Annotated in this window: 23 protein-coding genes; 20 read left to right on the top strand and 3 right to left on the bottom strand. The window is 58.5% G+C overall.

The features are described 5' to 3' along the window. The first annotated feature begins 84 nt into the window (after positions 1–84). The 14 genes from AC1RKJ_RS08685 (at position 85) to AC1RKJ_RS08620 (ending at position 13,661) form a co-directional block, all read left to right on the top strand. Complete coding sequence (locus tag AC1RKJ_RS08685) at positions 85–927, top strand: SDR family oxidoreductase (protein ID WP_492790669.1); 843 nt, start codon at positions 85–87, stop codon at positions 925–927. A 12-nt stretch (positions 928–939) separates the two neighbouring features. Then, positions 940–1,779, top strand: a complete 840-nt coding sequence (locus AC1RKJ_RS08680) for an ABC transporter ATP-binding protein (protein WP_492790668.1) — start codon at positions 940–942, stop codon at positions 1,777–1,779. Further along, positions 1,776–2,552, top strand: coding sequence for an ABC transporter permease (locus tag AC1RKJ_RS08675; RefSeq protein WP_492790667.1), 777 nt, complete (start codon positions 1,776–1,778; stop codon positions 2,550–2,552). The genes AC1RKJ_RS08680 and AC1RKJ_RS08675 overlap by 4 nt, the downstream gene beginning before the upstream one ends. Positions 2,553–2,653: 101 nt before the next feature. Continuing rightward, entirely contained in the window at positions 2,654–3,484 is an 831-nt protein-coding gene (locus AC1RKJ_RS08670) for an SDR family NAD(P)-dependent oxidoreductase (protein ID WP_492790666.1), read from the top strand. Position 3,485: 1 nt separating this feature from the next. After that, positions 3,486–4,673 (top strand): thiolase family protein, encoded by a 1,188-nt coding sequence (locus AC1RKJ_RS08665; RefSeq protein WP_492790665.1) that lies wholly within the window; start codon positions 3,486–3,488, stop codon positions 4,671–4,673. A 2-nt stretch (positions 4,674–4,675) separates the two neighbouring features. Further along, entirely contained in the window at positions 4,676–6,166 is a 1,491-nt protein-coding gene (locus AC1RKJ_RS08660) for a hypothetical protein (protein ID WP_492790664.1), read from the top strand. Positions 6,167–6,207: 41 nt separating this feature from the next. Further along, positions 6,208–6,705 carry an acetyl-CoA carboxylase biotin carboxyl carrier protein gene (locus AC1RKJ_RS08655; RefSeq protein ID WP_492790663.1) on the top strand — a complete coding sequence of 166 codons (498 nt, stop codon included), beginning with the start codon at positions 6,208–6,210 and terminating at the stop codon, positions 6,703–6,705. A 40-nt stretch (positions 6,706–6,745) separates the two neighbouring features. Beyond that, positions 6,746–8,119: an acetyl-CoA carboxylase biotin carboxylase subunit gene (gene accC / locus AC1RKJ_RS08650; RefSeq protein WP_492790662.1), complete on the top strand. Its 1,374-nt coding sequence runs from the start codon at positions 6,746–6,748 to the stop codon at positions 8,117–8,119. Between the two features lie 16 nt (positions 8,120–8,135). Further along, positions 8,136–9,686 carry a class I adenylate-forming enzyme family protein gene (locus AC1RKJ_RS08645; protein ID WP_492790661.1) on the top strand — a complete coding sequence of 517 codons (1,551 nt, stop codon included), beginning with the start codon at positions 8,136–8,138 and terminating at the stop codon, positions 9,684–9,686. Beyond that, a complete protein-coding gene (locus tag AC1RKJ_RS08640) occupies positions 9,679–10,155 on the top strand; it encodes a PaaI family thioesterase (RefSeq protein WP_492790660.1) in 477 nt (158 codons plus the stop codon). The genes AC1RKJ_RS08645 and AC1RKJ_RS08640 overlap by 8 nt, the downstream gene beginning before the upstream one ends. Before the next feature lie 102 nt (positions 10,156–10,257). Further along, positions 10,258–11,313, top strand: a complete 1,056-nt coding sequence (gene bioB, locus AC1RKJ_RS08635) for a biotin synthase BioB (RefSeq protein WP_492792683.1) — start codon at positions 10,258–10,260, stop codon at positions 11,311–11,313. A gap of 54 nt (positions 11,314–11,367) precedes the next feature. Beyond that, on the top strand, positions 11,368–12,498 hold the full coding sequence (locus AC1RKJ_RS08630) for an 8-amino-7-oxononanoate synthase (protein WP_492790659.1): 1,131 nt from the start codon (positions 11,368–11,370) through the stop codon (positions 12,496–12,498). Positions 12,499–12,667: 169 nt separating this feature from the next. Beyond that, positions 12,668–13,366 carry a DUF2270 domain-containing protein gene (locus AC1RKJ_RS08625; protein ID WP_492790658.1) on the top strand — a complete coding sequence of 233 codons (699 nt, stop codon included), beginning with the start codon at positions 12,668–12,670 and terminating at the stop codon, positions 13,364–13,366. Between the two features lie 169 nt (positions 13,367–13,535). Beyond that, positions 13,536–13,661: a hypothetical protein gene (locus tag AC1RKJ_RS08620; RefSeq protein ID WP_492790657.1), complete on the top strand. Its 126-nt coding sequence runs from the start codon at positions 13,536–13,538 to the stop codon at positions 13,659–13,661. Positions 13,662–14,251: 590 nt separating this feature from the next. Here AC1RKJ_RS08620 and acuI read toward each other — a convergent pair. The 3 genes from acuI to AC1RKJ_RS08605 are packed head-to-tail and all read right to left on the bottom strand — an operon-like array spanning position 14,252 to position 16,255. Then, entirely contained in the window at positions 14,252–15,238 is a 987-nt protein-coding gene (gene acuI / locus AC1RKJ_RS08615; protein ID WP_492790656.1) for an acrylyl-CoA reductase (NADPH), read from the bottom strand. Positions 15,239–15,286: 48 nt separating this feature from the next. Then, complete coding sequence (locus tag AC1RKJ_RS08610; protein WP_492790655.1) at positions 15,287–15,598, bottom strand: NIPSNAP family protein; 312 nt, start codon at positions 15,596–15,598, stop codon at positions 15,287–15,289. A gap of 36 nt (positions 15,599–15,634) precedes the next feature. Continuing rightward, positions 15,635–16,255 (bottom strand): NADPH-dependent FMN reductase, encoded by a 621-nt coding sequence (locus AC1RKJ_RS08605; RefSeq protein WP_492790654.1) that lies wholly within the window; start codon positions 16,253–16,255, stop codon positions 15,635–15,637. 217 nt (positions 16,256–16,472) lie between these two features. Between AC1RKJ_RS08605 and AC1RKJ_RS08600 the strand changes: the two genes are divergently transcribed. The 6 genes from AC1RKJ_RS08600 to AC1RKJ_RS08575 all read left to right on the top strand — a co-directional run bounded on the left by AC1RKJ_RS08600 (position 16,473) and on the right by AC1RKJ_RS08575 (position 22,344). After that, positions 16,473–17,396 carry a LysR family transcriptional regulator gene (locus tag AC1RKJ_RS08600; protein ID WP_492790653.1) on the top strand — a complete coding sequence of 308 codons (924 nt, stop codon included), beginning with the start codon at positions 16,473–16,475 and terminating at the stop codon, positions 17,394–17,396. A 156-nt stretch (positions 17,397–17,552) separates the two neighbouring features. Then, entirely contained in the window at positions 17,553–18,335 is a 783-nt protein-coding gene (locus AC1RKJ_RS08595; protein ID WP_492790652.1) for an alpha/beta fold hydrolase, read from the top strand. Further along, positions 18,332–19,507, top strand: a complete 1,176-nt coding sequence (locus tag AC1RKJ_RS08590) for an LLM class flavin-dependent oxidoreductase (RefSeq protein ID WP_492790651.1) — start codon at positions 18,332–18,334, stop codon at positions 19,505–19,507. Before AC1RKJ_RS08595 ends, AC1RKJ_RS08590 begins: the two co-directional genes overlap by 4 nt. Before the next feature lie 228 nt (positions 19,508–19,735). Beyond that, positions 19,736–21,031, top strand: a complete 1,296-nt coding sequence (locus tag AC1RKJ_RS08585) for an MFS transporter (RefSeq protein WP_492790650.1) — start codon at positions 19,736–19,738, stop codon at positions 21,029–21,031. A 35-nt stretch (positions 21,032–21,066) separates the two neighbouring features. Beyond that, complete coding sequence (locus AC1RKJ_RS08580) at positions 21,067–21,531, top strand: cupin domain-containing protein (RefSeq protein ID WP_492790649.1); 465 nt, start codon at positions 21,067–21,069, stop codon at positions 21,529–21,531. Positions 21,532–21,546: 15 nt separating this feature from the next. Next, a complete protein-coding gene (locus AC1RKJ_RS08575) occupies positions 21,547–22,344 on the top strand; it encodes an alpha/beta fold hydrolase (protein WP_492790648.1) in 798 nt (265 codons plus the stop codon). Positions 22,345–22,399 lie beyond the last annotated feature (55 nt).

Here is a 22,399-nt window from a genome sequence, read left to right as displayed (position 1 = left end):
GCTCGGAACCAAACGACGAAAGTTGAGCGCTTGAAATCTATCGACGCGGTCCAACGGATGTCGGCTGCGCAAAGGGAGGACGTAATGCAGATCAAGGGAGCGGTCGCCCTCATTACCGGTGGTGCTGGCGGGATCGGCGCGGCCATTGCAAGGCAACTGACCACCGCCGGCGCCGCCGCAATCGGGATCGGTGATCTCGATTTGGCGGCAGCGGAGCGCACGGCGGATGAACTCGGGAAAACTGGCGTCCGAACGTTCGCGGCGAAAGTCGACGTCGGCGATGCGGCGCAGGTGAGCGCGTTCATCGACCGTGCCGAGAAGGCTCTCGGGCCAGTTGACCTGATGTGTTCTAACGCCGGCATTTTCACGGCATCCACCGAAGAGGCTTCCGACCACGATTGGGAGAGAAGCTGGCGAGTGAACGTCATGTCCAATGTCTATGTCGCGCGCGAGATCGTACCCAGGATGATCGCGCGGGGGGGCGGCCATCTGATGATTACCTGCTCGGCGGCCGGTCTGCTGGCCAACCGCAACGCGCCATATATGGCGACCAAACATGCGGCGGTCGCGTATGCGGAATGGTTGGCCATCCAGTACCGAAGCCGTGGGCTGATGGTCAGTGCTTTGTGTCCGCTGGGTGTACAGACGTCGATGCTTGAAAGACTGGTGGCGGAAGACGGCGCCGCTGCCGCGGGGGTCCTCGCGGGAGGGGATGTGCTTCCACCCGAGCAGGTCGCCAAGATTGTGATTCAGGGGATTACCGCGCGGCGGTTCCTCATCCTGCCGCATGAAGCGGTGCGCGAACGGATTGTGAGCAAAGCGTCCGACCGCGATCTGTGGATCGGAAGCATGGAGCGGCAATACGGCATTGTGAACAGTACGCACGTTGCAGCCGGCGACTCGGATGCTGCGATGGCGCGGTCCTGAGAGGAAACGGCCATGAATGCTTCCCATCGCGTCTTCGAGCCGGCGCGTCTTACGGAACAAGGCGCGTCAGCTATCGAATTTTCCGGCGTTACCCACACCTTCGCGGGTGGAATGCAGGCCGTCACGGATGCCTCGCTGTCGGTGCGGGCTGGTGAATTTGTTTCGATTGTCGGGCCAAGCGGCTGCGGCAAGACGACGATCTTAAATCTGCTGGCGGGACTTCTGCCGCTGCAGACTGGCGTCATGACAGTGGCCGGTCGTCCGCCGCGTGCGGGTCGGCATGATGTCGCTTACATGCTGGCGAGAGACAGCCTGTTTCCCTGGCGCACTGCGCTGCAGAACGCGATGGTGGGCAGCGAATTTCGTGGCGTGAAGGAATCCGAAGGCCGGGCGCGCGCGCTTGAATTTCTCAAGCGTGTCGGCCTTGAACGATTTGCCGATAATTATCCGAAGGCGCTGTCGCACGGCATGCGTCAGCGTGTGGCGCTGGCGCGCACCTTCACCCTGAAGTCGCCGGTTCTGCTGATGGACGAGCCATTTGGCGCGCTCGATGCGCAAACCAAGCTTCAGCTTGAAGACATTCTGATGAACCTGTGGAACGAAGAGCGGCGCACCGTCGTGTTCATCACGCATGATTTGTCGGAAGCCGTGACATTGTCCGATCGCGTGATTGTCATGTCCGCACGGCCCGGTCGCATCGTTGACGATGTCACGATTCCGTTGCCGCGCCCGAGGTCGGTGCGCGCGCTTCAGCGCGACCCGCTCTATCACGAGCTCTACGCCAAGATATGGGGACGTCTCGAAGTCGCCGTCGAGCAGGCGAGCTTGGAATCGGAGATATCAGGCCAATGAGCACGCTGTATTCGGCAAAGGCTGAAAAGTGGTGGGTCATCCCGTCGATCCAGATCGCTGGATTCACCGTTGTGGTGTTGCTGTGGGAGTGGGTGTCGGTCAACAGGATCATCGACCCTCTATTCATCGGGCGTCCTTCCGGCATAGTTCGTTACCTTGAAACGTCGATTATGGACGGGACGATTCCGACAGAGACGGCGTGGACTCTGGGCTCCACGCTGGCCGCGTTCGGCCTCGGCAGTGTCGCGGGTATTGCCTTCGGTCTCTTGTTCGCGGTCTATCCCATTGCTGAGAAAGTTCTGGAGCCGCTGTTCTCCGGGCTCAATTCGCTGCCCCGTGTCGCGCTCGCTCCGCTGTTTCTTCTGTGGTTCGGCCTAGGCGTGGCCTCGAAAATCGCGCTGGGCTTTTCCCTGACGTTTTTCATCGTGCTGGCGAACACGGTCGCCGGAGCGCGGAGCGTCGATCGCGACTTTCTCATCCTGTCGGAAACGCTCGGCGCGTCGAAGGCGGTGGTGTTCTTCAAGGTGATGCTGCCGAACGCGATCCCGACGATTTTTTCGGGGCTCAAGCTGGGGCTGATCTATGCCCTGCTTGGCGTGATCGCGGGCGAGATCATCGCATCAGAGCACGGGTTAGGGCAGCTCCTGACCTACCTCGCGGGCACCTTCGACACCAATGGCGTATTCGGTGTGCTTCTGGTGCTGGGCATCGCCGGGGTCATTCTGACCAAGGCCATGACGGGGCTTGAGAAGCGCTTGCTGCGCTGGCGATGACGGCTGCCGCGTTATCGCGCGGATGCCGACATATCTTTGATGAATCGACACGGCGTGTGACGCGCCGCCGGATGTTGCCGCAAGTGGTTGAGGAGGCTGACGTGAAGAGATTTGCAGACAAGGTGGCCGTGGTAACAGGTGGTGCTTCGGGTATGGGGCTCGCGGTTGCCGAAGGGCTGCTCGCGGAAGGTGCGCGGGTCTCGCTCGTTGATCAGAACGCAGCCGCGCTGCGCGACGCACTGGCGGCGCTGGGGACCGATAACGCCAGAGGCGTCGTTGCCGATGTCACCAGCGAACAGCAGATCGGGGATGCCATAAATGGCGTCGAGGCGGCGCATGGCCGTCTCGATATTATCTGCAACGCGGCCGGCATTGTCGGTCGCGGGACGGTGGAAGAAACGGACGCGGTGCTGTGGAATCGGATTGTCGGCATCGATCTCGCTTCGATTCACCTGACGGTACGTGCGGCGATACCCGCGATGAAGCGAACCGGAAGTGGTTCTATTGTTAATATCGCATCGGTGGCGGGTCTGCGCGGCACGGCCAGCGTCAACGTCGCTTATGCCGCAGCCAAGGGCGGCGTCATTGCCTTGACGCAGCAACTAGCAGCCGACCTCGCGCCGTATCGCATTCGGGTCAATGCGGTCTCGCCCGGATTTGTAACGACGCCGATGAATCAGGACATGCGCTCCGCCGGGCTTGACCGTTTGTGGGTCGGGCGGATCCCGTTGCGGCGCTATGCGCGCCCGGAGGAACTGGCCAACGTCATCCTGTTTCTGGCGTCGGAGCAGGCAAGCTATGTCACCGGAGCCAATCTGGTGGCCGACGGCGGTTTGTCCTCGGTCCTCGCTCCCGATCCGGTGCCGTTCGTCGATGAGACCGGGGGCGCGGCGGGATCAGGCGACAGTAGCGTACTCACCGGAGCAAGATAGGATGAGCGGGACAATTATTGCGGACGCGACGCGTACCCCGATCGGAAAACTCGGCGGCATGCTGCGTGACCATTCGGCGATCGATCTGGGCGCGCATGTCGTCCGGACGCTGGTCAGTCGCAGTGCGGTCGAGCCGCAGGAGATCGACGAGACATACTTCGGAACCGCGATTCACGGCAGCCATACGCTGGTTGCCGCGCGGCAGGTCAACATCAAAGGCGGGCTTCCGCCGGATACGCCGTCTCTCACCGTCGATCGCGCTTGTTGCTCGTCGATGACGGCAATCGGCCTAGCGGACATGCGCATCCGGATCGCTGAAGCGAACATCGTGCTGGCTGGCGGCATCGAGAGTTGCAGCAATGCGCCCTTTCTCCAGCGCGGTGTGCGCTGGGGCCGGCGCTTGGGCGATTTCACCGTTGAAGATCCGTTGCAGTTCCGCAACCCGATCAACGGCGAGCCGCTTGCGCGAGTCACGGGAGAGGTAGCCATTGCCCATGGTGTCGGTCGTGAAGAACAGGATGACTGGGCCTTTCAGAGCCATCAGCGTTTCTTTGCCGCGCTGGATCGCGGTTACTTCAGTGGCGAGATCGCGCCTGTTACCGCCGAAGCACAAGGCCGCAAGCAAAATCTCGAGACCGACGAAGCACCGCGACGCAATCTGCTTCGCGAAAAGCTCGCCGAATTGCCGGTCGTCTACCAAAGCCCGACGATTACCGCAGGCAATGCGCCGGGGCTGAACGATGGCGCGGCGGTCGCTCTGCTGATGTCGGCGGAAGAAGCCCGCAAGCGCGGGATAACACCGTTGTGCGAAATCGTCGGCCATGTCCAGCTCGCCGGCGCGCTCGATTCATCGCCGGTCCTGCCGGGGCGAGCTATCGCGGCGCTTCTGAACAAGGCCGGCGTCAAGCTGTCGGATATCAAGCGCATCGAGATCAACGAGGCATTTGCCGCCATGCCTCTGGTGTCGAGCAAATTTCTCGCAGATGGCGATGACGCTCTGCTGAAGCGCCTGCGCGCGATGACCAACGTCAATGGCGGCGCCGTCGCTATTGGGCATCCAACCGGCGCGAGCGGCGCGCGGATTTCCATGACGGTCGCGCGGGCGGTCCGTGAAGCAGGCGGCGGTTACGGTATTGCGGCCATTTGCGGCGGATTCGGCCAGGCCGATGCCCTGCTGGTGAAGGTGTGAGCATGTTGAAATTCATCGATGAGACGATGCGCGACGGGCCGCAATCGCTATGGGCGACGCGGATGGATACGCGCACCATGCTCGAGGCAAGCCCCCTCATCAACAAAGCGGGGTTCGACCGGGCGACGGTGATCTCCGGCGCCTCGTTCGAGACCGCGGTCCGCTTTCTCGGCGACGATCCCTGGGAGCGGATGCGTCTGGTCCGTAGTTATCTGCCGGACACGGATATCGACATTCTGATCCGGAGCCGCAACCTGTTCAGCTGGAACCGCTATCCGGACGAGGTCGTCGAATTGCTGTTCCGTTGCCTGCAGCGCAATGGTGCAAAGTCAGTCAAGGTGTTCGATGGCCTGAACGACGTCAGCAATATCGCCGCGCATTGCCGTATCGGCAAGAAGCTCGGTCTGCAAGTCACTGGCATGATCACCTATTCGAAGAGCCCGATCCACACCGACGAACATTATGCGCAGAAGGCGCGCGAATATCTCGATCTCGGCGTCGACGGCATTGTGGTTGCCGATGCCAGTGGCATTCTCGACGGCCCGCGAACTGTATTGTTGCTGGCAGCAATCAACCGCGGAGCGGAGAACCGGCTGCCGATCGAATTCTATGCGCACGCCTCCATGGGTCTGGCGCATGACTCCTATCGCGCGGCGCTGAAAGCTGGCGTGTCGGCCGTGACCACGGCGGCGGAGCCGTTGGCGAACGGCGAATCGCTGCCGGCGACCCACGACATTGTGCGCATTGCGAACGAGCTGGGCATCCCTGTTCCGCTCGACATGGACGTCGTGCGGCGGCTGGACGATTACATGTATTGGGCGGCATACCGGGAGAACAAGCAGGTCTTCCCACTGGCGACCTTCGATCCGGTTACCTATGACCGTTTTGTCGAGCATCAGATTCCCGGCGGAATGATTTCGAACTTCCGAAATCAGTTGCGGGAAGCCGGGCTCATGCATCGCCTTGACGAGGTGCTGCACGAAGCTGGCCGGGTGCGCGCGGAACTTGGCTATCCGATCATGGTGACGCCGTTCTCGCAGTTCGTCGGCGTGCAGGCGACGCTCAATATCATTCAAGGGGAGCGTTACAAAACGATCCCGAATGAGGTTCGCCTGTTCGCACTCGGATATTACGGGTCCACCGGCGCGCCGATCGATCCGAATGTGCTGGATCGCATTCTTAACGGAAAGTCAGCCGAGCGCATCGTTCTGAAGGACTTTTACGAAGAGCGCGTCCTGGACAGTTTCAGGCAACAGAACGGGCCGTTCAGGTCTGACGAGGAGCTGTTGCTGCACCTATTTTATGGCCGGCCGACCGTCGAGGCGATGGAGAAAAGCAAGAACGTCTTCATGGGCGGCAACGCGATCAAGACGCCGCTCAAGATTCTGGTCGAAGAGCTCACGAAGCAGACAACCATCAAAGCATTGCGGATCGAGAAGCGCGGGCTTGCGGGCAATCGCGGCCCGCTCCGCATCGCCATGGACTACGCCTAGTCGGATCGACAGCACCCGTTTGTGATATCTGGAGATGTAACGTGGATTATCCTCTGACCTACCGTGATGTCGTTGACATCCTGACACTCATCAAATCTGCCGACCGGTGCCGCAGTGCGACCATCGAAGTCGGTGATTTCAAGATCAGCATTACCGGGCAAGACGGCGCGGAATTGTCGCAGCCTGCCCAACGCCTGGCGATTGCACCGAACGCGGCGGCGGCGCCACGCCCGGCCGATACTGCCGCTAAGGCCGCGGCGCCAGTCGCTGCGGCGCCGGTGAATCTGATGGCTGATGGCCACTACATCAGGGCACCGATGCTCGGCACATTCTACCGCGCCCTCGAACCCGGTGCGCCGGCGTGCGTCGAGGTCGGCGATGTCGTCGGCCCCGAGGATACCATCGGGCTTATCGAGGTGATGAAACTGTTCTCCACAGTGACCGCGGGCGTCCACGGGCGCGTGGTCGAGATCCTCGCCGAGAACTCCGTGCTGGTCGAGTTCGATCAGCCGTTGATTCGCATCGAGCCGATTGGTTGAGCTCGTTTCTGTCGTTCACAGTGCCACTCTGAGTAAGCCGATGACCGCAGGTCGCTTCCGTCGCGTTTTCATTGCCAACCGGGGCGAGATCGCGGTTCGTATTATCCGGGCTTGCAAAAGTCTGGGTATCGAAACCGTGATCGGCGTGTCTGCTGCTGATCGGGACACACTTGGCGCGCGTCTCGCCGACCGGGCGATCTGCATCGGTCCAGCTGCGGCCAAGGAGAGCTATCTGAACATGAATGCGCTCATTGCCGCGGCACAGGGCACAGGGTGCGACGCCATTCATCCCGGCTATGGATTTCTCTCTGAACGCGCGGCGTTTCAACGGCTCTGCGCGGAAGCGGGGATTGCTTTCATCGGCCCGAGCGCTGACGCCATCGAAAAGATGGGCGACAAGATAACCGCCATTTCAATGGCCAAGCGCGCAGGCGTGCCGATTGTACCGGGAAAAGAGAAAGTCTCGTCGCCGGAGGAGCTTCTCGAGGCGATCGATGAGGTGGGCCTTCCTTGTTTGATCAAGGCGACTGCCGGCGGCGGCGGTCGCGGTATGCGGGTCGTGCGGGAGTTGGGGGCGGCGACGGCTGCATTCAAGAGCGCGCAGGCGGAAGCTTTGGCGGCGTTCGGCGACGGAGCGCTCTATCTTGAAAAATACATCAGCAGGGCACGCCACATCGAAATTCAGGTGCTGGCCGATCACCACGGCAATGTCTGTCATCTGTTCGAGCGGGATTGTACGGTGCAGCGCCGCCATCAGAAATTAATCGAGGAAGCGCCATCGGTGGTGCTGGCGCCAGCCACCCGGACGGCGATGGCCGAAGCGGCGTTGGCGCTGACCCGGGCCGCCGGCTATACCAATGCCGGCACGGTCGAATTCGTCTATGACATCGACAGCGATCACTTTTATTTCCTGGAAATGAATACGCGCGTTCAGGTTGAGCATCCGGTGACGGAAATGATCACCGGCATCGACATCGTGCGCGAACAGATACTGATCGCAGCGGGCGAGAAACTCTCGTTCTCTCAGGATCAGGTCAGGATCGACGGCGTTGCAATCGAATGTCGGATCAATGCCGAGGATGCGGCGAGAGACTTCCAGCCGATACCCGGCCTAATCACCGCATGGTCGCCGCCGGAGCAGGCCGGCGTGCGGCTCGATACCCATTGTTATGCGGGTTACCGCGTGCCGCCGTACTACGATTCGATGATCGCGAAAGTGATCGTCCATGCGCCGACTCGAGAAGCGGCGATCGCGCGCATGGATCGGTATCTCGCTGAATTCAACGTCGAGGGCATTACGACAACCATCCCATTCCAGCGCCGGGTCATCACGCATCGCAGTTTCGCCGCTGCCGAGGTGACAACGACGTGGGTCGAGAACGAATTGCTGCGGGAAACGGCTGTAACAGCCTAGCTATGGAGAGCTCAAAATGAACCTGATCGATTTCTTCAACCGGAATGTTCATATGTTTCCGGACAAGGCCGCGCTGATTTTCCAGGATCAGTCATGGAGCTACAAGCAGGTCGATGACCTGGCGTGCCGCGTTGCCAATGGCCTGGCAACATTCGGGGTGCAGCGGGAAACCAAATGCGCGGTGATCAGCCGCAATCATTGGCTGTCGTTCGTGGCGCTGCTCGGCATTCTGAAGTCACGCGGGACGTGGGTTCCGATCAATGTCGGAAACGCTGAAGAGGATCATCTATATATTCTGGACTTCTTCGATGTCGAAGTCCTGTTCTATCAGAAGGAGTTTGAGGCCCTAGCGCGCCGTGTGCGCGAGGAGATTCCGGCCATTCGTCATTTTATCTGTATCGATGGCGCGGGTGAGTGTGGTCCCGCCATGGAAGAGTGGATGGCGCATCAGTCCGACGAAGCTGTTCTGCTGCCGCTGGATCCCGATGGGATGTGCATGCTGCGTGGCACCGGCGGAACCACCGGGCGGCCGAAGGCGGTGATGAACACCAACCGCAATTTCATGGCGATGATTGCGAACTATCGCTCGCGGATGCAGTCGGACGGCTCGTCGGTCTATCTGGCTGCAGCGCCGTTGTCGCATGCTGCCGCGATGTTCGCCTTTATCAATATTGCGCTTGGCGGAACCATGGTGATTCTGCCGAAATTCGACGCGCTGGCGGTGATGTCGTCGATCGAGAAACATCGGGTGTCGCTGATCTATCTGCCGCCGACCGCGATTTATGGCTTGCTGTCGCATCCGCGCGTTCATGATTTCGACTATTCGTCGTTGCGCTATTTCCTCTACGGGGCGGCGCCGATGTCGGCGGCGAAACTCGGCGAGGCGATTGGTGTGTTCGGCCATGTCATGACACAGGCTTACGGTCAGCATGAAGCGCCTGCAGGAATCACGTTCCTGAGCGCGGGGGAGCATCTCGACAGCAACGGAGAGATCGATGAAAAGCGCCTTTTGAGCTGTGGTCGTCCGGCGCCCTTCACGCGGGTAGCACTGATGAACGACGATGGTGAATTCGTCGCCAGAGGTGAGGTCGGCGAGATTGTCGCTCAGGGCGATATCGTCATGCGCGGTTACTACAAGAATCCAGAGGCGACCGCGGAAGTGTCCAAGTTTGGCTGGCATCACACCGGCGATCTCGCCTACGAAGACGAGGACGGATTCCTCTATATTTGCGATCGCAAGAAAGAAATTATCATCACAGGCGGATTCAATGTCTATCCGCTCGAGGTCGAGCAGGTGATTCAGTCACATCCGGCAGTTCAGGATTGTGCCGTTGTGGGTGTGCCGGACGCGAAGTGGGGCGAAGCCATCAAGGCGGTTGTCGAACTCAAGCCCGGCGAACCAGCTCTCGCCGAGGACCTGATCGCGATCTGCCGGGAACGCCTTGGCCCGGTGAAGACGCCGAAGTCAGTGGATTTCGTAGCGACCCTGCCACGTAGCGCGGTTGGAAAAGTCATGCGTCGAGCTGTGCGGGACACTTACTGGGTCGGAGAGACGCGCCGTGTCTGACCTTGGGGATAGCGACCGCGAGAGCATTCGACCGCGCAAGTTGCGCGATCTGAATGTTCCGCGCGAGGCGCTTGAACGGGCGCTGGACACGCATTCGCAGACATTTGGCACGTTCTTCCTGGCTCGGTTTCTGGGTTTTGGAGTGTCGTTTGACCAGGACACCTGTACCGTGACGTTCGAGGTGCGCGAGGACATGCACAACCCTCGCGCAGTGTTGCAGGGCGGCGTGATCGCCACCGCTCTGGATGTGGCGATGGGGCATCTGATCAATCACTTGCAAAGTGCGGCTGCGACGATTGCGCTCAACGTCCAGTATCACCGCCCCATTTCAGATGGCCGGTTGCGGTGCGTCGCGCAGGTTCTTCATCGCGGCTCGCGGGTCTGGTCCATGACCGCATCTGCCTACGATGGCGCCGACAACCTGATCGCGTCGGCGACATCGAGTTTTCAAGTCTTGCGACCGGCCTAGCCGGGAACGAGATCGACGGCCGCGGCCACAAGCTTCGCAGTGCGTCGGCTGGATTTAGTCGCTATCGGATGGGAGTTTTCGATGACACAGCAAGTGAACGCGATGCAGTCTTTCTCGATCTTGAACGGCGACTGTCGGCCGGAGCAGGGTGTTGATCCGGGAGCGGCGAAGTCGTTCGTGATCCGCCATGACTGGTTGAGCGAAGAGACTGCTGCGATCTATGATTCTCCGTTTATGGATCTGGTGTTCAGGGCGCAGACGATTCATCGCATGGTGTTCGATCCTAACAAGATACAGTTCAGCCGGCTGTTGAATATCAAGACCGGCGGTTGCCCGGAGGATTGCGGCTACTGCAGCCAGTCCGCCCATCACGATGCCGGGGTGCAGGCCTCCAAGCTGATGGACCCGGCGCGGGTGATCGAGGAAGCCAGGGCGGCCGCGGCGGCTGGCGCGACGCGATACTGCATGGGCGCGGCCTGGCGCTCGCCGAAGGCCCGTGACATGGGTCCCGTGATCGAAATGGTCAAAGGTGTCAAGGCGCTCGGCATGGAAACTTGCATGACGCTCGGCATGCTGACGCCGGATCAAGCGAAGCAACTGGCCGATGCCGGACTGGATTATTACAACCACAACATCGACACTTCCGAACGGCATTACGACTCCATCGTTCACACCCGGACCTTCGGCGATCGGCTAGAGACGCTGCGGCATGTCCACGACGCCGGCATGAAAGTCTGCTGCGGCGGAATTCTCGGTCTTGGCGAGCAGCCGCTCGATCGCGCCGAGATGCTGCGAACGCTGGCCAACCTTCCGGAGCATCCGGAGAGCGTGCCAATCAACATGTTGATTCCGATTGAAGGCACACCGCTTGCCGACGCCGCGCCGATCGATCCGATTTCCTTCGTGCGCACCGTGGCGCTGGCGAGAATCCTGATGCCGATGTCCGACGTCCGCTTGTCGGCGGGACGCACAGCGATGACCGACGAAATGCAGGCGCTTTGCTTCATGGCCGGCGCCAATTCGATCTTCATCGGCGACACGCTTTTGACCGCGACCAATCCAAGCGAGGATAAGGACCACCAGTTGCTTATGCGACTCGGAATGGAACGAACGGAAGCAAGGACGACCATGACGGGATCCGTATCGGCATCGGCTTAACTGTTCTAGTCCGGTTGACGAAGCTGAGCTCAGTCAGCGATGTGAGGTGCGACGATGCATGAGAAATTTGAAGCAGATTTGCTCGAACTCACGGGGCGGGGCCGGTTACGGACGCTACGCGGGCGGTTTGGCATCGATTTCACGTCGAATGACTATCTCGGCCTGGCGGAATCGGACGAACTGAAAAAGGCCGCCGTCGATGCGCTGGCGCGCGGCGTGCCGGTCGGATCGGGCGGATCGCGATTGTTGCGAGGCAATCATGCGGAGCACGAGGCGCTGGAGAGTGAAGCAGCCGCTTATTTCGGGGCAGAGACGGCACTCTATTTCGGCGGCGGATATGTCGCCAATTTCGCGATCTTCTCGACGCTGCCGCAGCGTGGCGATCTCATCGTCCACGACGACTTGATTCATGCGAGCGTCCACGAGGGACTGAGCCGTGGCCGCGCCGAGTCGGTCGGCGTTCCGCATAACGATGTTGATGCGTTCGAGGCTGCGATCGTGCGCTGGCGCGCGGCCGGGGGGAGGGGGCGGCCCTGGTTGTCGGTTGAGAGCCTCTACAGCATGGACGGAGACAGTCCGAATCTGCCGGACTTGTTTTCGGTTGCGGACCGTCACGATGCGATGGTCGTGATCGACGAGGCGCATGCGACGGGTGTGCTTGGGCCGCAGGGGCGAGGGCTCGCTGCGCCGTTCGAGGGCCGTGACAATGTCATCACGCTGCACACCTGCGGCAAGGCGCTCGGCACGGTGGGCGGCTTCATTCTTGCGCCGAGAATTGTCCGCGATTTCCTCGTCAACCGCTCGAGGCCCTTTATCTTCGCGACCGCGCCCTCGCCATTGGTCGCGGCGATCACGCGGGCTGCTCTCGAAGTATCCCGTACCAATCCCGAGCGGCGGGAACGGCTGGCACGTTTGGTTCAGTTTGCGGGGGCTGAGCTTCGTCGTTGCTGCGGTATCGAACCCTCCGGTTCGCACATTCTGCCTGTGATCATCGGTGCCGATCGCGCGGCGGTGGCGCTCGCTGCGTCCTTACAGCACAGAGGCTTCGACATTCGTGCGATCCGCCCGCCGACCGTCCCCGAAGGCACCGCGCGGCTTCGCATCGCGCTGACACTGAATGTCGATGAGGCTATCGTCTCAGAGCTGTTTGCAGCTTTGGCTGAGGACATACGGCAGGCTGCATGAACATGCGCATCGTTCTAGCGGGTACTGGCACCGGCACCGGCATCGGCATCGGGAGGACTGCTTCTGTTGCCGCACTCGCCCGGGCTCTGGATTGGTTCTACTGGAAGTCGATTCAGGCCCTGCATCTCTTTGGAGAGTCGAGCGGAGTCAGTTGCGGAGGAGAGCTGTAATGAATATCTCGCCACGTGACTTTGAAACACAGGTGCCGGTTACTATGTTTCCTGCAACCTCGCAGGAGTTCATCAACGTGATCGCGCATTATTACAGGGGCGAGATCGCGCGTATGGCAGGGTGGCGGGACCGTATCGACCGGACGACGAATTGGGCTATTACATGCGTCGCGGCGATGCTGTCCATTTCATGGTCTGGGCCAGCGCACCGTCATGAGATTCTGCTGTTCGCAATGATTATTGTTTCCATGCTTCTCGTGATCGAGTCCAGGCGCTATCGATTTTTTGACGTCTATCGCCGCCGGGTCAGGACAATCGAGCGTCATTATTATGCGCAGGTCTTCAAGCCCGAACGTGGTGCCAATCTGGATTGGGCGAATAGCCTCGGGGATGATCTGCGTTTGCCAACATTCGTTATCAGCAGACGTGAAGCGTTCTGCCATCGCCTTCGCCGAAACTATCTTTGGCTGTTCACGATTCTCCTCGCCGCATGGATGCTCCAGATTTCCCAATTGGAGATCTTGCCGGGGTCGTCTGATCTGAATTGGGCCAACCTGACCCTGAACGCCTCCATCGGCTCGTTGCCCGGTGTTGCAGTAGTCGCTGTGGTCGTAGCGTTTTACTTGACCTTGATTTCAGCGGCTCTGATCTGCAGACGATCGGACGGTGAACTTGTTATTGGCCGCGTACACGTTTAACGGCACGGTGCCGGGCATTCGGCACCGCCAATCGAGCTCAGAAATATGCGATATTAGGGACGAGTAACGCGCGCTCAGGAACTGAGCTCGTGGGAAGCGATGTGCTGATCTACCCACGCCGGGCCTTCGAGATGCGGCGGGCATACCGAGCAATAATTGGGAGTGGTCCATGAATATTGCCATCAAGGCGGCCTGGGCCTGCGCACCTGCAGAAGAGTACGGACTTGCAGGCATACCCATCGCCGAGATGCAGGCGAAGTTCTTAAACCCCGTCGCATTCTATCCCGACATGTAACTGGGTGTGATGTTGGGGCGGATCGAAACACCGACGCCAACGGAGAAAGTCTCATTCATTCTGCGTCCTTTCTGACCGGGCCGCCGGCGTACCTTATAATAACGAGCGCGGTGCGGCTCGATCGGGTCTATTTTCGTTTCCGCAATCCCTGATCGGCCCTGAAAATTCGCTGTTCCGGGCCTGTTCGATCCCTGTTCTTTGCGTAGGGAATTCTGCGAGAAAACCCTGCCAAATGGGCGTATCTCACACTTGCTGCGTGGAAAATTGCCCCGAATTCAGAAAATACCCTGTTCTTTTCCCTGTTAGCAGGGAATCCGGCGAGAGACTGGTCCGATCATAACTGGGTCGCCCACCAACAATATCAATAGCTTGAGTCGGTCCTGCACAAAGGCTGCGCGCCCATAGGTCGAACTCTCTCGATGTAAATTGACTGCCATTGTCGACCTCGATGCTTCGCGGTTTGCAAACATGGCGATGGCTCGGTTGAGCGTCGATATGATTGTCGGACGTCTTGGCTTGATATCCGACCCAAAGCGCAGGACAGATCCTAGAGAAATTACCGTCCGAACGATGCAGACCAAAGCAGGCCACTAGACGTTGACGTCGACAACGGTCCGGCCCCGGATTTTTCCCTCAAACAGTTTGCGCACGACATCGGGAACGTCTGCGAGACCGACTTCATGCGTTGTCCGTGCAAGCTTCTTCAGGTCCAGATCTCGTGCAAGACGTGACCAAGCCTCGATCCGCGCCTCCTGCGGTGTATTCACGGAGTCTATGCCAGCAAGGGTAACGTTGCGCCGGATAAAGGGCAGAACCGAGCCCGGAAGATCAAGACCCTGAGCCAGGCCGCAGGCTGTCACGACACCACGGTACTTCGTCTGCGCCAGGACGTTGACGAGTGTATGACTGCCGACGGAGTCGACGGCCCCGGCCCAACGCTCGTCGGCAATTGGACCTTTCGGCTCCGAAAGTGTCCGCCGATCTATGATGTCCGCAGCGCCCAGACTCCGCAGATAGCCGACCTCCTCAGGACGACCAGTCGATGCAACGACGCGATAACCGAGACCAGACAATAATGCGATCGCGATGGAGCCAACGCCACCATTCGCGCCCGTCACGAGGATGTCGCCACGAGCCGGCGTAATGCCGCCGTGTTCGAGAGCAAGGACACTTAGCATGGCCGTATAGCCTGCCGTGCCGATAGCCATGGCGTCCCTTGTCGAAAAAGGTTCTGGCAGCTTGACCAGCCACTCCCCTTTTACGCGCGCTTTCTGCGCATATCCGCCATGATGGGTTTGGCTCAGCCCCCAACTGTTAGCAACAACGCGGTCTCCGACTGAAATGCCGGGATAGGACGATGCCTCCACGATACCCGCAAAATCGATGCCCGGTATCAGAGGAAACTTGCGAATGACCTCCGTGCGCCCGGTAATCGCGAGCGCATCCTTGAAGTTCACGGTTGAATAGTCGATTGCAATGGACACATCTCCAGGCATGAGGTCTTGCTCACTCATCTCGACTACGCCCGTCGAAATCTTACCACCTGTCTTGTTTGCCACCAGCGCCTTGAAGGTCATCGGCCTATCCTGATCCAGTTTTCGAGATGAGAGCGTACGGTACGGCTGCTAACGGACGGGCTCAGGTTGAAGGACGATGGTTGTTTGTGCCGCGACGAGTGCGCCGTTGGTTTCCGAATCCCGTTTGACGGCCTGCCACTCTGGATCGCCCTGGAACGCTTTCCAAGCAGCCTGGCGTTTCTCATCCGTATCGAACTGCGTCAGATAATAGAGTTTCGAAGGATCGGCCGCATCCGAATAAACCCCGACTACGCCGATGCCATGCCTGGCGAAGAAGCGCAGCGTGTGCTTCATGAAGCGATCCTTCATCGCCGGAGCCGCGTTATCCGCAGCCTGATAGGTTTTCCATTCAAAGATCATGATATGCCTCGCGTGATGTGGGAATGCGCGCATCTTTCAGCAGGCGCGAGCGGCTTTCTTTTGATCGGCTGCATTTGCGGAAAGATTGGCCGCGATGTTCGACAGTGCGAAGGCGGCGACTTGTTCGGCGAGAATCGTGAGGCCGGGTTGCCAGTTGACGGCTTCGCAGGAGGACGATTGCTTCACATCGGTCTGGATCGCCATGGCGTAAGGTGTCGGCCATCCCCTCAGAGCATGGATGACGGATCGCATGGTCACTAGCGTGGTGCCCATCGCTTGGGCGCCGTTCGCGCAAACGATACAGCCGACGACCCGACCTTCGAGATAAGGCAAATCGTCACCACGCATCTCTTCCGTATAATCGAGCACGTTCTTGACGATTCCGGACATCGAACCGTGGTATCCCGGTGAGGCGATAATGACGCCGGATGCGCGACGAAGCGCATCAATCAGGTGAATGGCGCCGGGATTGTTCTGCGCGACACCCATCTCAAAGGGAGGGAGTATGAGATCGGGACCGGCGAAAGCAAGAGTGTCGCATCCGGCCGCACCCACCAGAGAAAGCGCGGATCGTAAGGCCCGCTCGGATGTCGAACCGGCGCGAGTTGAGCCGCCGATCCCAACAACGAGCGGACGGCTGTAAGCATTCTTCTTCATTAGGATTGCCTCAGTGGATTGGCTGGATTTGCTTATGTATGCAAAGCTGTTTCAAACGCAGGCGGCGCGCGGAGAGGGCGACGCCGCCATCACACGAGAGCAATTCAGGATATGAAATAGGTGCAGGGCGCACTACGTCTACAAAACAGAAGGTACATATCAACAATCGCAATACCTGCCGGTTGCAATGCGAAAGAGGAGAGGGCGGTCCCTAACGATGGAAATTAAGCAGATTCGCTATTTCATGTGGGTGTACGAGGAGGGGTCTTTCAGCAAGGCTGCCCAGAAGGCGAGGGTGGCGCAGCCCGTGCTCAGCATGCAGATTCGCCGTCTAGAAGACGAGTATGGCGTTCAGCTCTTCGAGCGTCATGCACGAGGTATCAAGCCGACCGATGCGGGCGAAAAATTATACGGTCGATGCGTCGCGATTATGCTGAATGTTACTCTCGCGGAAGAGGACCTGCGTCCAGCGCATCACGAGGACATGTTGACCGGTCAAATTCACGTCGGTCTGTCGGGGATGTTTAATCGCAGCCTGCTCAAGAATGTTCTACTGCCATTCATGGAGCGGTATCCGCAAGTTGATATCACCATCTCTGAAAGTTACACCGGCACGCTCGTGGAGTGGGTTAGGGATGGCATGATCGACTTTGCCTTGGGTGCCCGGCCTGTTGTCGAAGGAAATCTGGTCCAACGGCTGGTGTACCAGGACCGCGTGGTTCTTATGAGTGGTTCTCCACTGTTTGGGCCTTCATTCAGCCCGTGCGACCTCACGCGCACCGATCGACTGAAGTTGATCTTGCCGACGACGAAACACAGTTTCGGAAAGGTCACTCAGGAGTACATTGAGCGCGGCATTATCAAAGTCGCGAAAGTTATCGAGATCAACAGCACGGTTGGATCCGTAGGAATAGCCATGAATTCGGACTGGGCGGTGATGGCCTCATTCATTGCTGTGCTCGATGATTTGGAAAATCCGGGAGCGTACATTTATCCGGTTACTGCGCCTGCAATTCCCTTTGATCTCTATGCGGTTTATGATCGTCGCCGGCCTCTTAGTGCCGTCGCGAGAAAATTTATTGAAATGATTGAAGCAGAACTAGGAAAAGTCGACGAGCTATGGAGCAGAATGCCGCAGTAGCGTGTAAACGCTTTGCTGTTGGCCGGGTGCTAGTGTGCACTAGCAGCATTAGATTTCTTGATATCATCCATATGAGTTTGAAAGGTAGTGGTAAGTAAGCATCTATGTAGATTGCGCCAACGGTTGTGAAGTTGAGCAACAGAAAGCGCGTTCTACATGACACCAACTGGTCAAGTAATTGAAGTCGACGGCGTTGCCGTAGGCCTGCTGCGGCAAGGCAAGGGCAAGCCGGTCCTGTTTATCCACGGAGCCAACGGAGTTGCCGGTTGGCTTCCGTTCTTTGAGAATCTTTCCGGTAAGTACGATCTGATCATTCCCGATCATCCAGGATTCGGTCGCTCCGACGATCCGGAATGGATACGCAGCGTGCCGGATCTGGCGTTTTTCTATCTCGATTTGATGGAGAAGCTTGACCTGCGTGATGTTCATCTGGTCGGAACATCAATGGGCGGATGGATTGCTTCCGAGATTGCAATCCGCAACGAGAGCCGACTTGCCAGCCTCACGATGGTCGGGCCTGCCGGCGTTAGAATCAAGGGCGTGCCGTTCGGAGACATCTTCATGTGGTCGAACGAGGAGGCTACACGCAATATCTTCTTTAATCAGGCCATTGCGGATCGCTTGCTGTCGGTCAAGCCGACCGATGAGCAACTCGATGTGATGATGAAGAACAGATTCGCGGTGACGAAATACGGCTGGCAGCCGCGCATGTTCAATCCAGATCTGGAAAAGTGGCTGCACCGAATCAAGATTCCAACGTTCATTGGCTGGGGCAAGGAAGACAAGATCATTCCATCCAGCTACGCCGAGCGCTGGAAACAGCGTATTCCGCACGCGAAGGTCTCCATCTATGAGAGCTGCGGACATCTTCCGCATATTGAAGCGTCGGATGCCTTGTTAGCCGAGGTTAAAACTTTCATTGATGGGGTAGCGGTATGAAGTTCGTTCTGTTTCATCTGATGCCGTATCGAAGCTTGGACTTCGTAGCGGCCAAGAAGTATCGCTCCGCCTGGACGTTGCTGCCAAACAGCTTCTACGATCCGGCCAAGGGCGCGGAAGACTACGCTGCCTACATCGAGCAACTCGTCAGTGGCGAACGGCTTGGATTCGACATTATTAGCGTCAACGAACATCATCAGACGGCATACGGCATGATGCCTGCGCCAAATCTGATTGCCAGCGCGCTCATTCAGCGAACAAAGAACGTCAAAATCGGTGTATTTGGCCGAGCTCTTCCTTTGGTGAACAATCCGATCACCATCGCGGAAGAATTCGCGATGTTGGATAACATGTCGAGGGGGCGGCTTATCGTCGGCTTCGTTCGCGGTATCGGGTCGGAGTACCACACGTCAGGCATCAATCCGGCTTTCTCTCACGAACGCTTCCACGAGGCTCACGATCTGATCGTAAAGTCTTGGACGCAGCCGGGTCCGTTTGCCTTCGAAGGTGATCACTTCACGCTGAATTATGCGAACCCATGGCCGCGTCCCGTCCAGAATCCGCACCCGAGGATCTGGATTCCTTCACAAGGTTCGGCTGAAACAATTCACTGGGCCGCCGCACCGGAAAGAAAATACCCTTTCGTCGTGACATTCAGCACGGCCGAAGCAGTTGAAAAATACCTCAAGGTCTATCGCGGCGAGGCGGAAAAATTTGGCTACGAGGTGTCGTCCGATCAGCTGGGCTGGGCCGCGCCGATCTATGTTGCGGATACCGACGAACGTGCTCGCGAAGAAGCGCGTGAACCATTGGAGCGGCTCTTCAACGACTATCTGCCCATGCCTTGGGAAATGCTCATTCCACCCGGCTATTCATCGCTGGCTTCGTCAAAGGCGCTGGCAAAGGTGCGGACTGGCCTCGGCATCGAAAGACAGACGCTGGAACAACTCGTCGAGAAAGGCACGGCGATCATCGGCAGTCCGAAAACCGTGCGAGAGAAGATCGAGCAGATGCGCGATAAGACTGGCCTTGGAAACATGGTCTGTCTGTTGCAGTTCGGAACGCTGAACGATGAGTTGACGAACAGGAACATCGAGCGGTTTGCTTCGGATGTGATGCCGTTCCTCCAGGATCGTGCGCCAGCCAGGAAGGATGCGCAGCCAGCTGCTTAGGCTGGCCTCGCTAAACGCGGATGGCATACCCGCGCACCGAAAAAGATAAATCGCGGTTATGTCATCGCTTAGCTGCTTCGATGATCGAAGTATCCCGAGTCAATGCTGTTGTATCTAGCGGACAAATGAGGAGTGGCAGGAGCTTTCGGTAGGTCCTGATGAGAATGCGCGTCAAAAACATGACAGCCGCAAGCAATGCGGCCTTTGGTCTTCAAGGGGAGTTTGGAAATGGTTACGGGGCAGCTGACGTACGACAAGCGGGAAAAGCGAAGTGTGCTTTTCTCCACGGTTCTCGGGTTTGGTCTGGATTTCTATAACATTCTGATTTTGGCATTTCTCATGGGCGCGATTCAAAAGTCGCTGGGGATCACGCTGACAGAAGCGGGTATCATCACAACGGTCACCCTAATAGGGTCGGTTCTCGGAGGGATCATCTTCGGCTGGCTTGGCGACAAGATCGGCCGCAAGAATTCCCTGATGTTGACGCTGGCGCTATTCTCGCTAGGCGCAATAGCATCTGCTTTCGCCTGGGATTTCAATTCTCTTCTTGTGCTGCGTGCCATCACAGGCATCGGACTTGGCGGCGAATGGGGCGCTGGCATCGTTTTGTTCAATGAGGTGTGGGACAAGAACAGGCGCGGCTTCGGCAGTTGCGTCGTCCAGGCCGCGTCTTCCGGCGGTATCGCCGCTGCTGCTGTTGTATCGGTGTGGGCGTTAGGGACATTCGGCCCCGACTGGGGTTGGCGTATTGCTCTCCTTACAGGCGGTTCTCCGATCCTCCTTATGATCTACGTGCGCTTCTGGATGCCGGAATCCAAAATCTGGGCCGAGTATGAGCGGATGCGCAAGGCGGGGGAGCTTCCACCGGAGAAGGCCAAATCGGGCAGCCCGCTGATCGAGATTTTCAAGGGGGCCTCACTTCTCTACACGGTGTTGGGATTTGCAGTCGTGTCCGGCTACATGTTCGCCTTCTATTCGGTGTCGGTGTTTATTCCGGGCTACATGGTCAAGCTTGGTGCGGCGCCCGCGACGGTGCGCGACGTGACATTGCTGTTTGCGCTGGTGCTGGCGATCACTTTCCTTGTGTTTGGGTGGTACTCCGACCGCCTTGGCCGCAAGCTCAGCATCGTGTTGCCAATGCTGCTTAGCCTTATCGGTTTCTATGGCATCTACATCTCTAAGGATGCGGCTTTCCCAGGTTCGCTTTGGATCTGGCCGCTCTTTGCCTGGTATCTGGTTTGGGGCGTAGGTCAGGTTGCCGCCGGCATGTTCGGCGCCTGGTTTTCGGAACTCTACCCGGTTGAGCTGAGGTCGAGCGCTGTTTCGACGATCTACATGATCGGTCGTGGCGTCGGCAGTCTTGCTCCGTATGTTGTACCGCTCGTAGCCGCGCAGACCGGCGGCAATCTTCTCAACGGCATGATGATAGGCGGCGTGGCGGCGGTTATCTGCCTCGTGGCTGCGCTGCTCCTGCCTGAGACGGCGGGGCGCAACTTTGCGGTGATCGAAGCGAAGGCCCGGTAGATATCAATGAAGTTGCAGCAACCAAGGGGATACGCATGAGCGACGTTCTGAGAGAAGTAGTTACGATTAATGGCAAGAATGTCGTTCTTGCGCACCATGCGTCGCCGGTCGAAAACGCAGGCGTGCTCGAGTATCCGGAGATTTTCCGAATGCTCAATATTTTCGACGCCAAGTTCACGCCGAGTAACAAAAACAAGGCGGATGGCACGCCACTGCGGATCTACTCCGCGGACCGCGTCAAGATCGACCTTTCCAAGCGCAGCAAGGAAGACATGGGTTTCTGGCATCGGAACATTGATGCACATGAAGTTATCATTTGCATAAAGGGCGCTTTGCGCTGGGAAACCGAGATGGGGACACGGACGATGCGTCCGGGGGACATGCTGTTCATCCCCAAGGGCATCGCTCATCGTTCGATGCTTTGCGAAGATTCCACCGACGAGAATGTCCTCATCGAACTTAAGCTCGCGGACGATCTCACTTATGTCGGCGAAGACTAGGAAAGGCCTTCTTCAATGAAAATCGAAGTTAATGGCGTCTCGATTCACTGCGAGACCGAAGTTCAAAACAAGAATGCTCCCTGGATTACGTTCTCACACGCGTTGGCGAACAACCTGACAGTTTGGGACGATACTGTCGCTGCGCTCAAGGCGGACTACCGCATTCTTCGTTACGATCAGCGGGGACACGGGGAAACCCAGGCAGTGCAGGGGCCTTATGACTTTCCAATGCTGATGCAGGATGCCATGGGTCTTTGGGATGCGCTGGGCATCGAAAAGAGTCATTGGGTGGGCTTGTCGATCGGTGGGATGATCGGATACGGCCTCGCGATCTCTGCGCCCGGCAGACTGCATTCGCTTACGGCTTGTGACTCGCGGCCGGATGCGCCGCCCGACTACGCGGCCTATTTCCAATCGCGAATCGACAAGGCGCGCGAGAAGGGTATGGAGGGCGTGGTTGAGTCGACAATCGAGCGTTGGTTTACTCCCGAGACGGTCACAAAGAATCCTCCGGCGCTCGACAAGGTTCGGCAGATGATCCGCTCGACCAGCCCGGTCGGTCATGAGGGATGTTGCAAGGCGTTACAGACATTGGCATTCGGTGCAAGGCTGCATGAAATCCGCGTTCCAACGCTGATCATCGGTGGCGCCAAGGATAAAGGTGCGCCGCCGGAGATTTTGGCCGAAGCGGCAGCGAAGATTCCGCGCGCCCGACATGCGGTGGTGCCCAACGCCGGGCATATCGTCGCAATGGAAAATCCGCAGGGTTTCCTCGCCGAGTTGAACGCGTTTCTCTCGACTGTCGGCTCGTAAGAAGCCGAGAGCGGTTTCCGTGCCGTGCGGCCTGCAAGAAGACTAGGATGGTAGC

Source organism: Afipia sp. GW822-FHT04G07, from assembly GCF_058800765.1.
This window is presented reverse-complemented; position numbering and strand designations above follow the sequence as displayed.

Coding starts and splice junctions, on each gene's coding strand:
- AC1RKJ_RS08605 (WP_492790654.1), bottom strand. CDS start 16,255: ATGAAGAAGAATGCTTACAGCCGTCCGCTCGTTGTTGGGATCGGCGGC.
- AC1RKJ_RS08590 (WP_492790651.1), top strand. CDS start 18,332: ATGAAGTTCGTTCTGTTTCATCTGATGCCGTATCGAAGCTTGGACTTC.
- AC1RKJ_RS08595 (WP_492790652.1), top strand. CDS start 17,553: ATGACACCAACTGGTCAAGTAATTGAAGTCGACGGCGTTGCCGTAGGC.
- accC (WP_492790662.1), top strand. CDS start 6,746: ATGACCGCAGGTCGCTTCCGTCGCGTTTTCATTGCCAACCGGGGCGAG.
- AC1RKJ_RS08585 (WP_492790650.1), top strand. CDS start 19,736: ATGGTTACGGGGCAGCTGACGTACGACAAGCGGGAAAAGCGAAGTGTG.
- AC1RKJ_RS08675 (WP_492790667.1), top strand. CDS start 1,776: ATGAGCACGCTGTATTCGGCAAAGGCTGAAAAGTGGTGGGTCATCCCG.
- AC1RKJ_RS08680 (WP_492790668.1), top strand. CDS start 940: ATGAATGCTTCCCATCGCGTCTTCGAGCCGGCGCGTCTTACGGAACAA.
- acuI (WP_492790656.1), bottom strand. CDS start 15,238: ATGACCTTCAAGGCGCTGGTGGCAAACAAGACAGGTGGTAAGATTTCG.
- AC1RKJ_RS08630 (WP_492790659.1), top strand. CDS start 11,368: ATGCATGAGAAATTTGAAGCAGATTTGCTCGAACTCACGGGGCGGGGC.
- AC1RKJ_RS08600 (WP_492790653.1), top strand. CDS start 16,473: ATGGAAATTAAGCAGATTCGCTATTTCATGTGGGTGTACGAGGAGGGG.
- AC1RKJ_RS08575 (WP_492790648.1), top strand. CDS start 21,547: ATGAAAATCGAAGTTAATGGCGTCTCGATTCACTGCGAGACCGAAGTT.
- bioB (WP_492792683.1), top strand. CDS start 10,258: ATGCAGTCTTTCTCGATCTTGAACGGCGACTGTCGGCCGGAGCAGGGT.
- AC1RKJ_RS08645 (WP_492790661.1), top strand. CDS start 8,136: ATGAACCTGATCGATTTCTTCAACCGGAATGTTCATATGTTTCCGGAC.
- AC1RKJ_RS08580 (WP_492790649.1), top strand. CDS start 21,067: ATGAGCGACGTTCTGAGAGAAGTAGTTACGATTAATGGCAAGAATGTC.
- AC1RKJ_RS08625 (WP_492790658.1), top strand. CDS start 12,668: ATGAATATCTCGCCACGTGACTTTGAAACACAGGTGCCGGTTACTATG.
- AC1RKJ_RS08685 (WP_492790669.1), top strand. CDS start 85: ATGCAGATCAAGGGAGCGGTCGCCCTCATTACCGGTGGTGCTGGCGGG.
- AC1RKJ_RS08620 (WP_492790657.1), top strand. CDS start 13,536: ATGAATATTGCCATCAAGGCGGCCTGGGCCTGCGCACCTGCAGAAGAG.
- AC1RKJ_RS08660 (WP_492790664.1), top strand. CDS start 4,676: ATGTTGAAATTCATCGATGAGACGATGCGCGACGGGCCGCAATCGCTA.
- AC1RKJ_RS08665 (WP_492790665.1), top strand. CDS start 3,486: ATGAGCGGGACAATTATTGCGGACGCGACGCGTACCCCGATCGGAAAA.
- AC1RKJ_RS08610 (WP_492790655.1), bottom strand. CDS start 15,598: ATGATCTTTGAATGGAAAACCTATCAGGCTGCGGATAACGCGGCTCCG.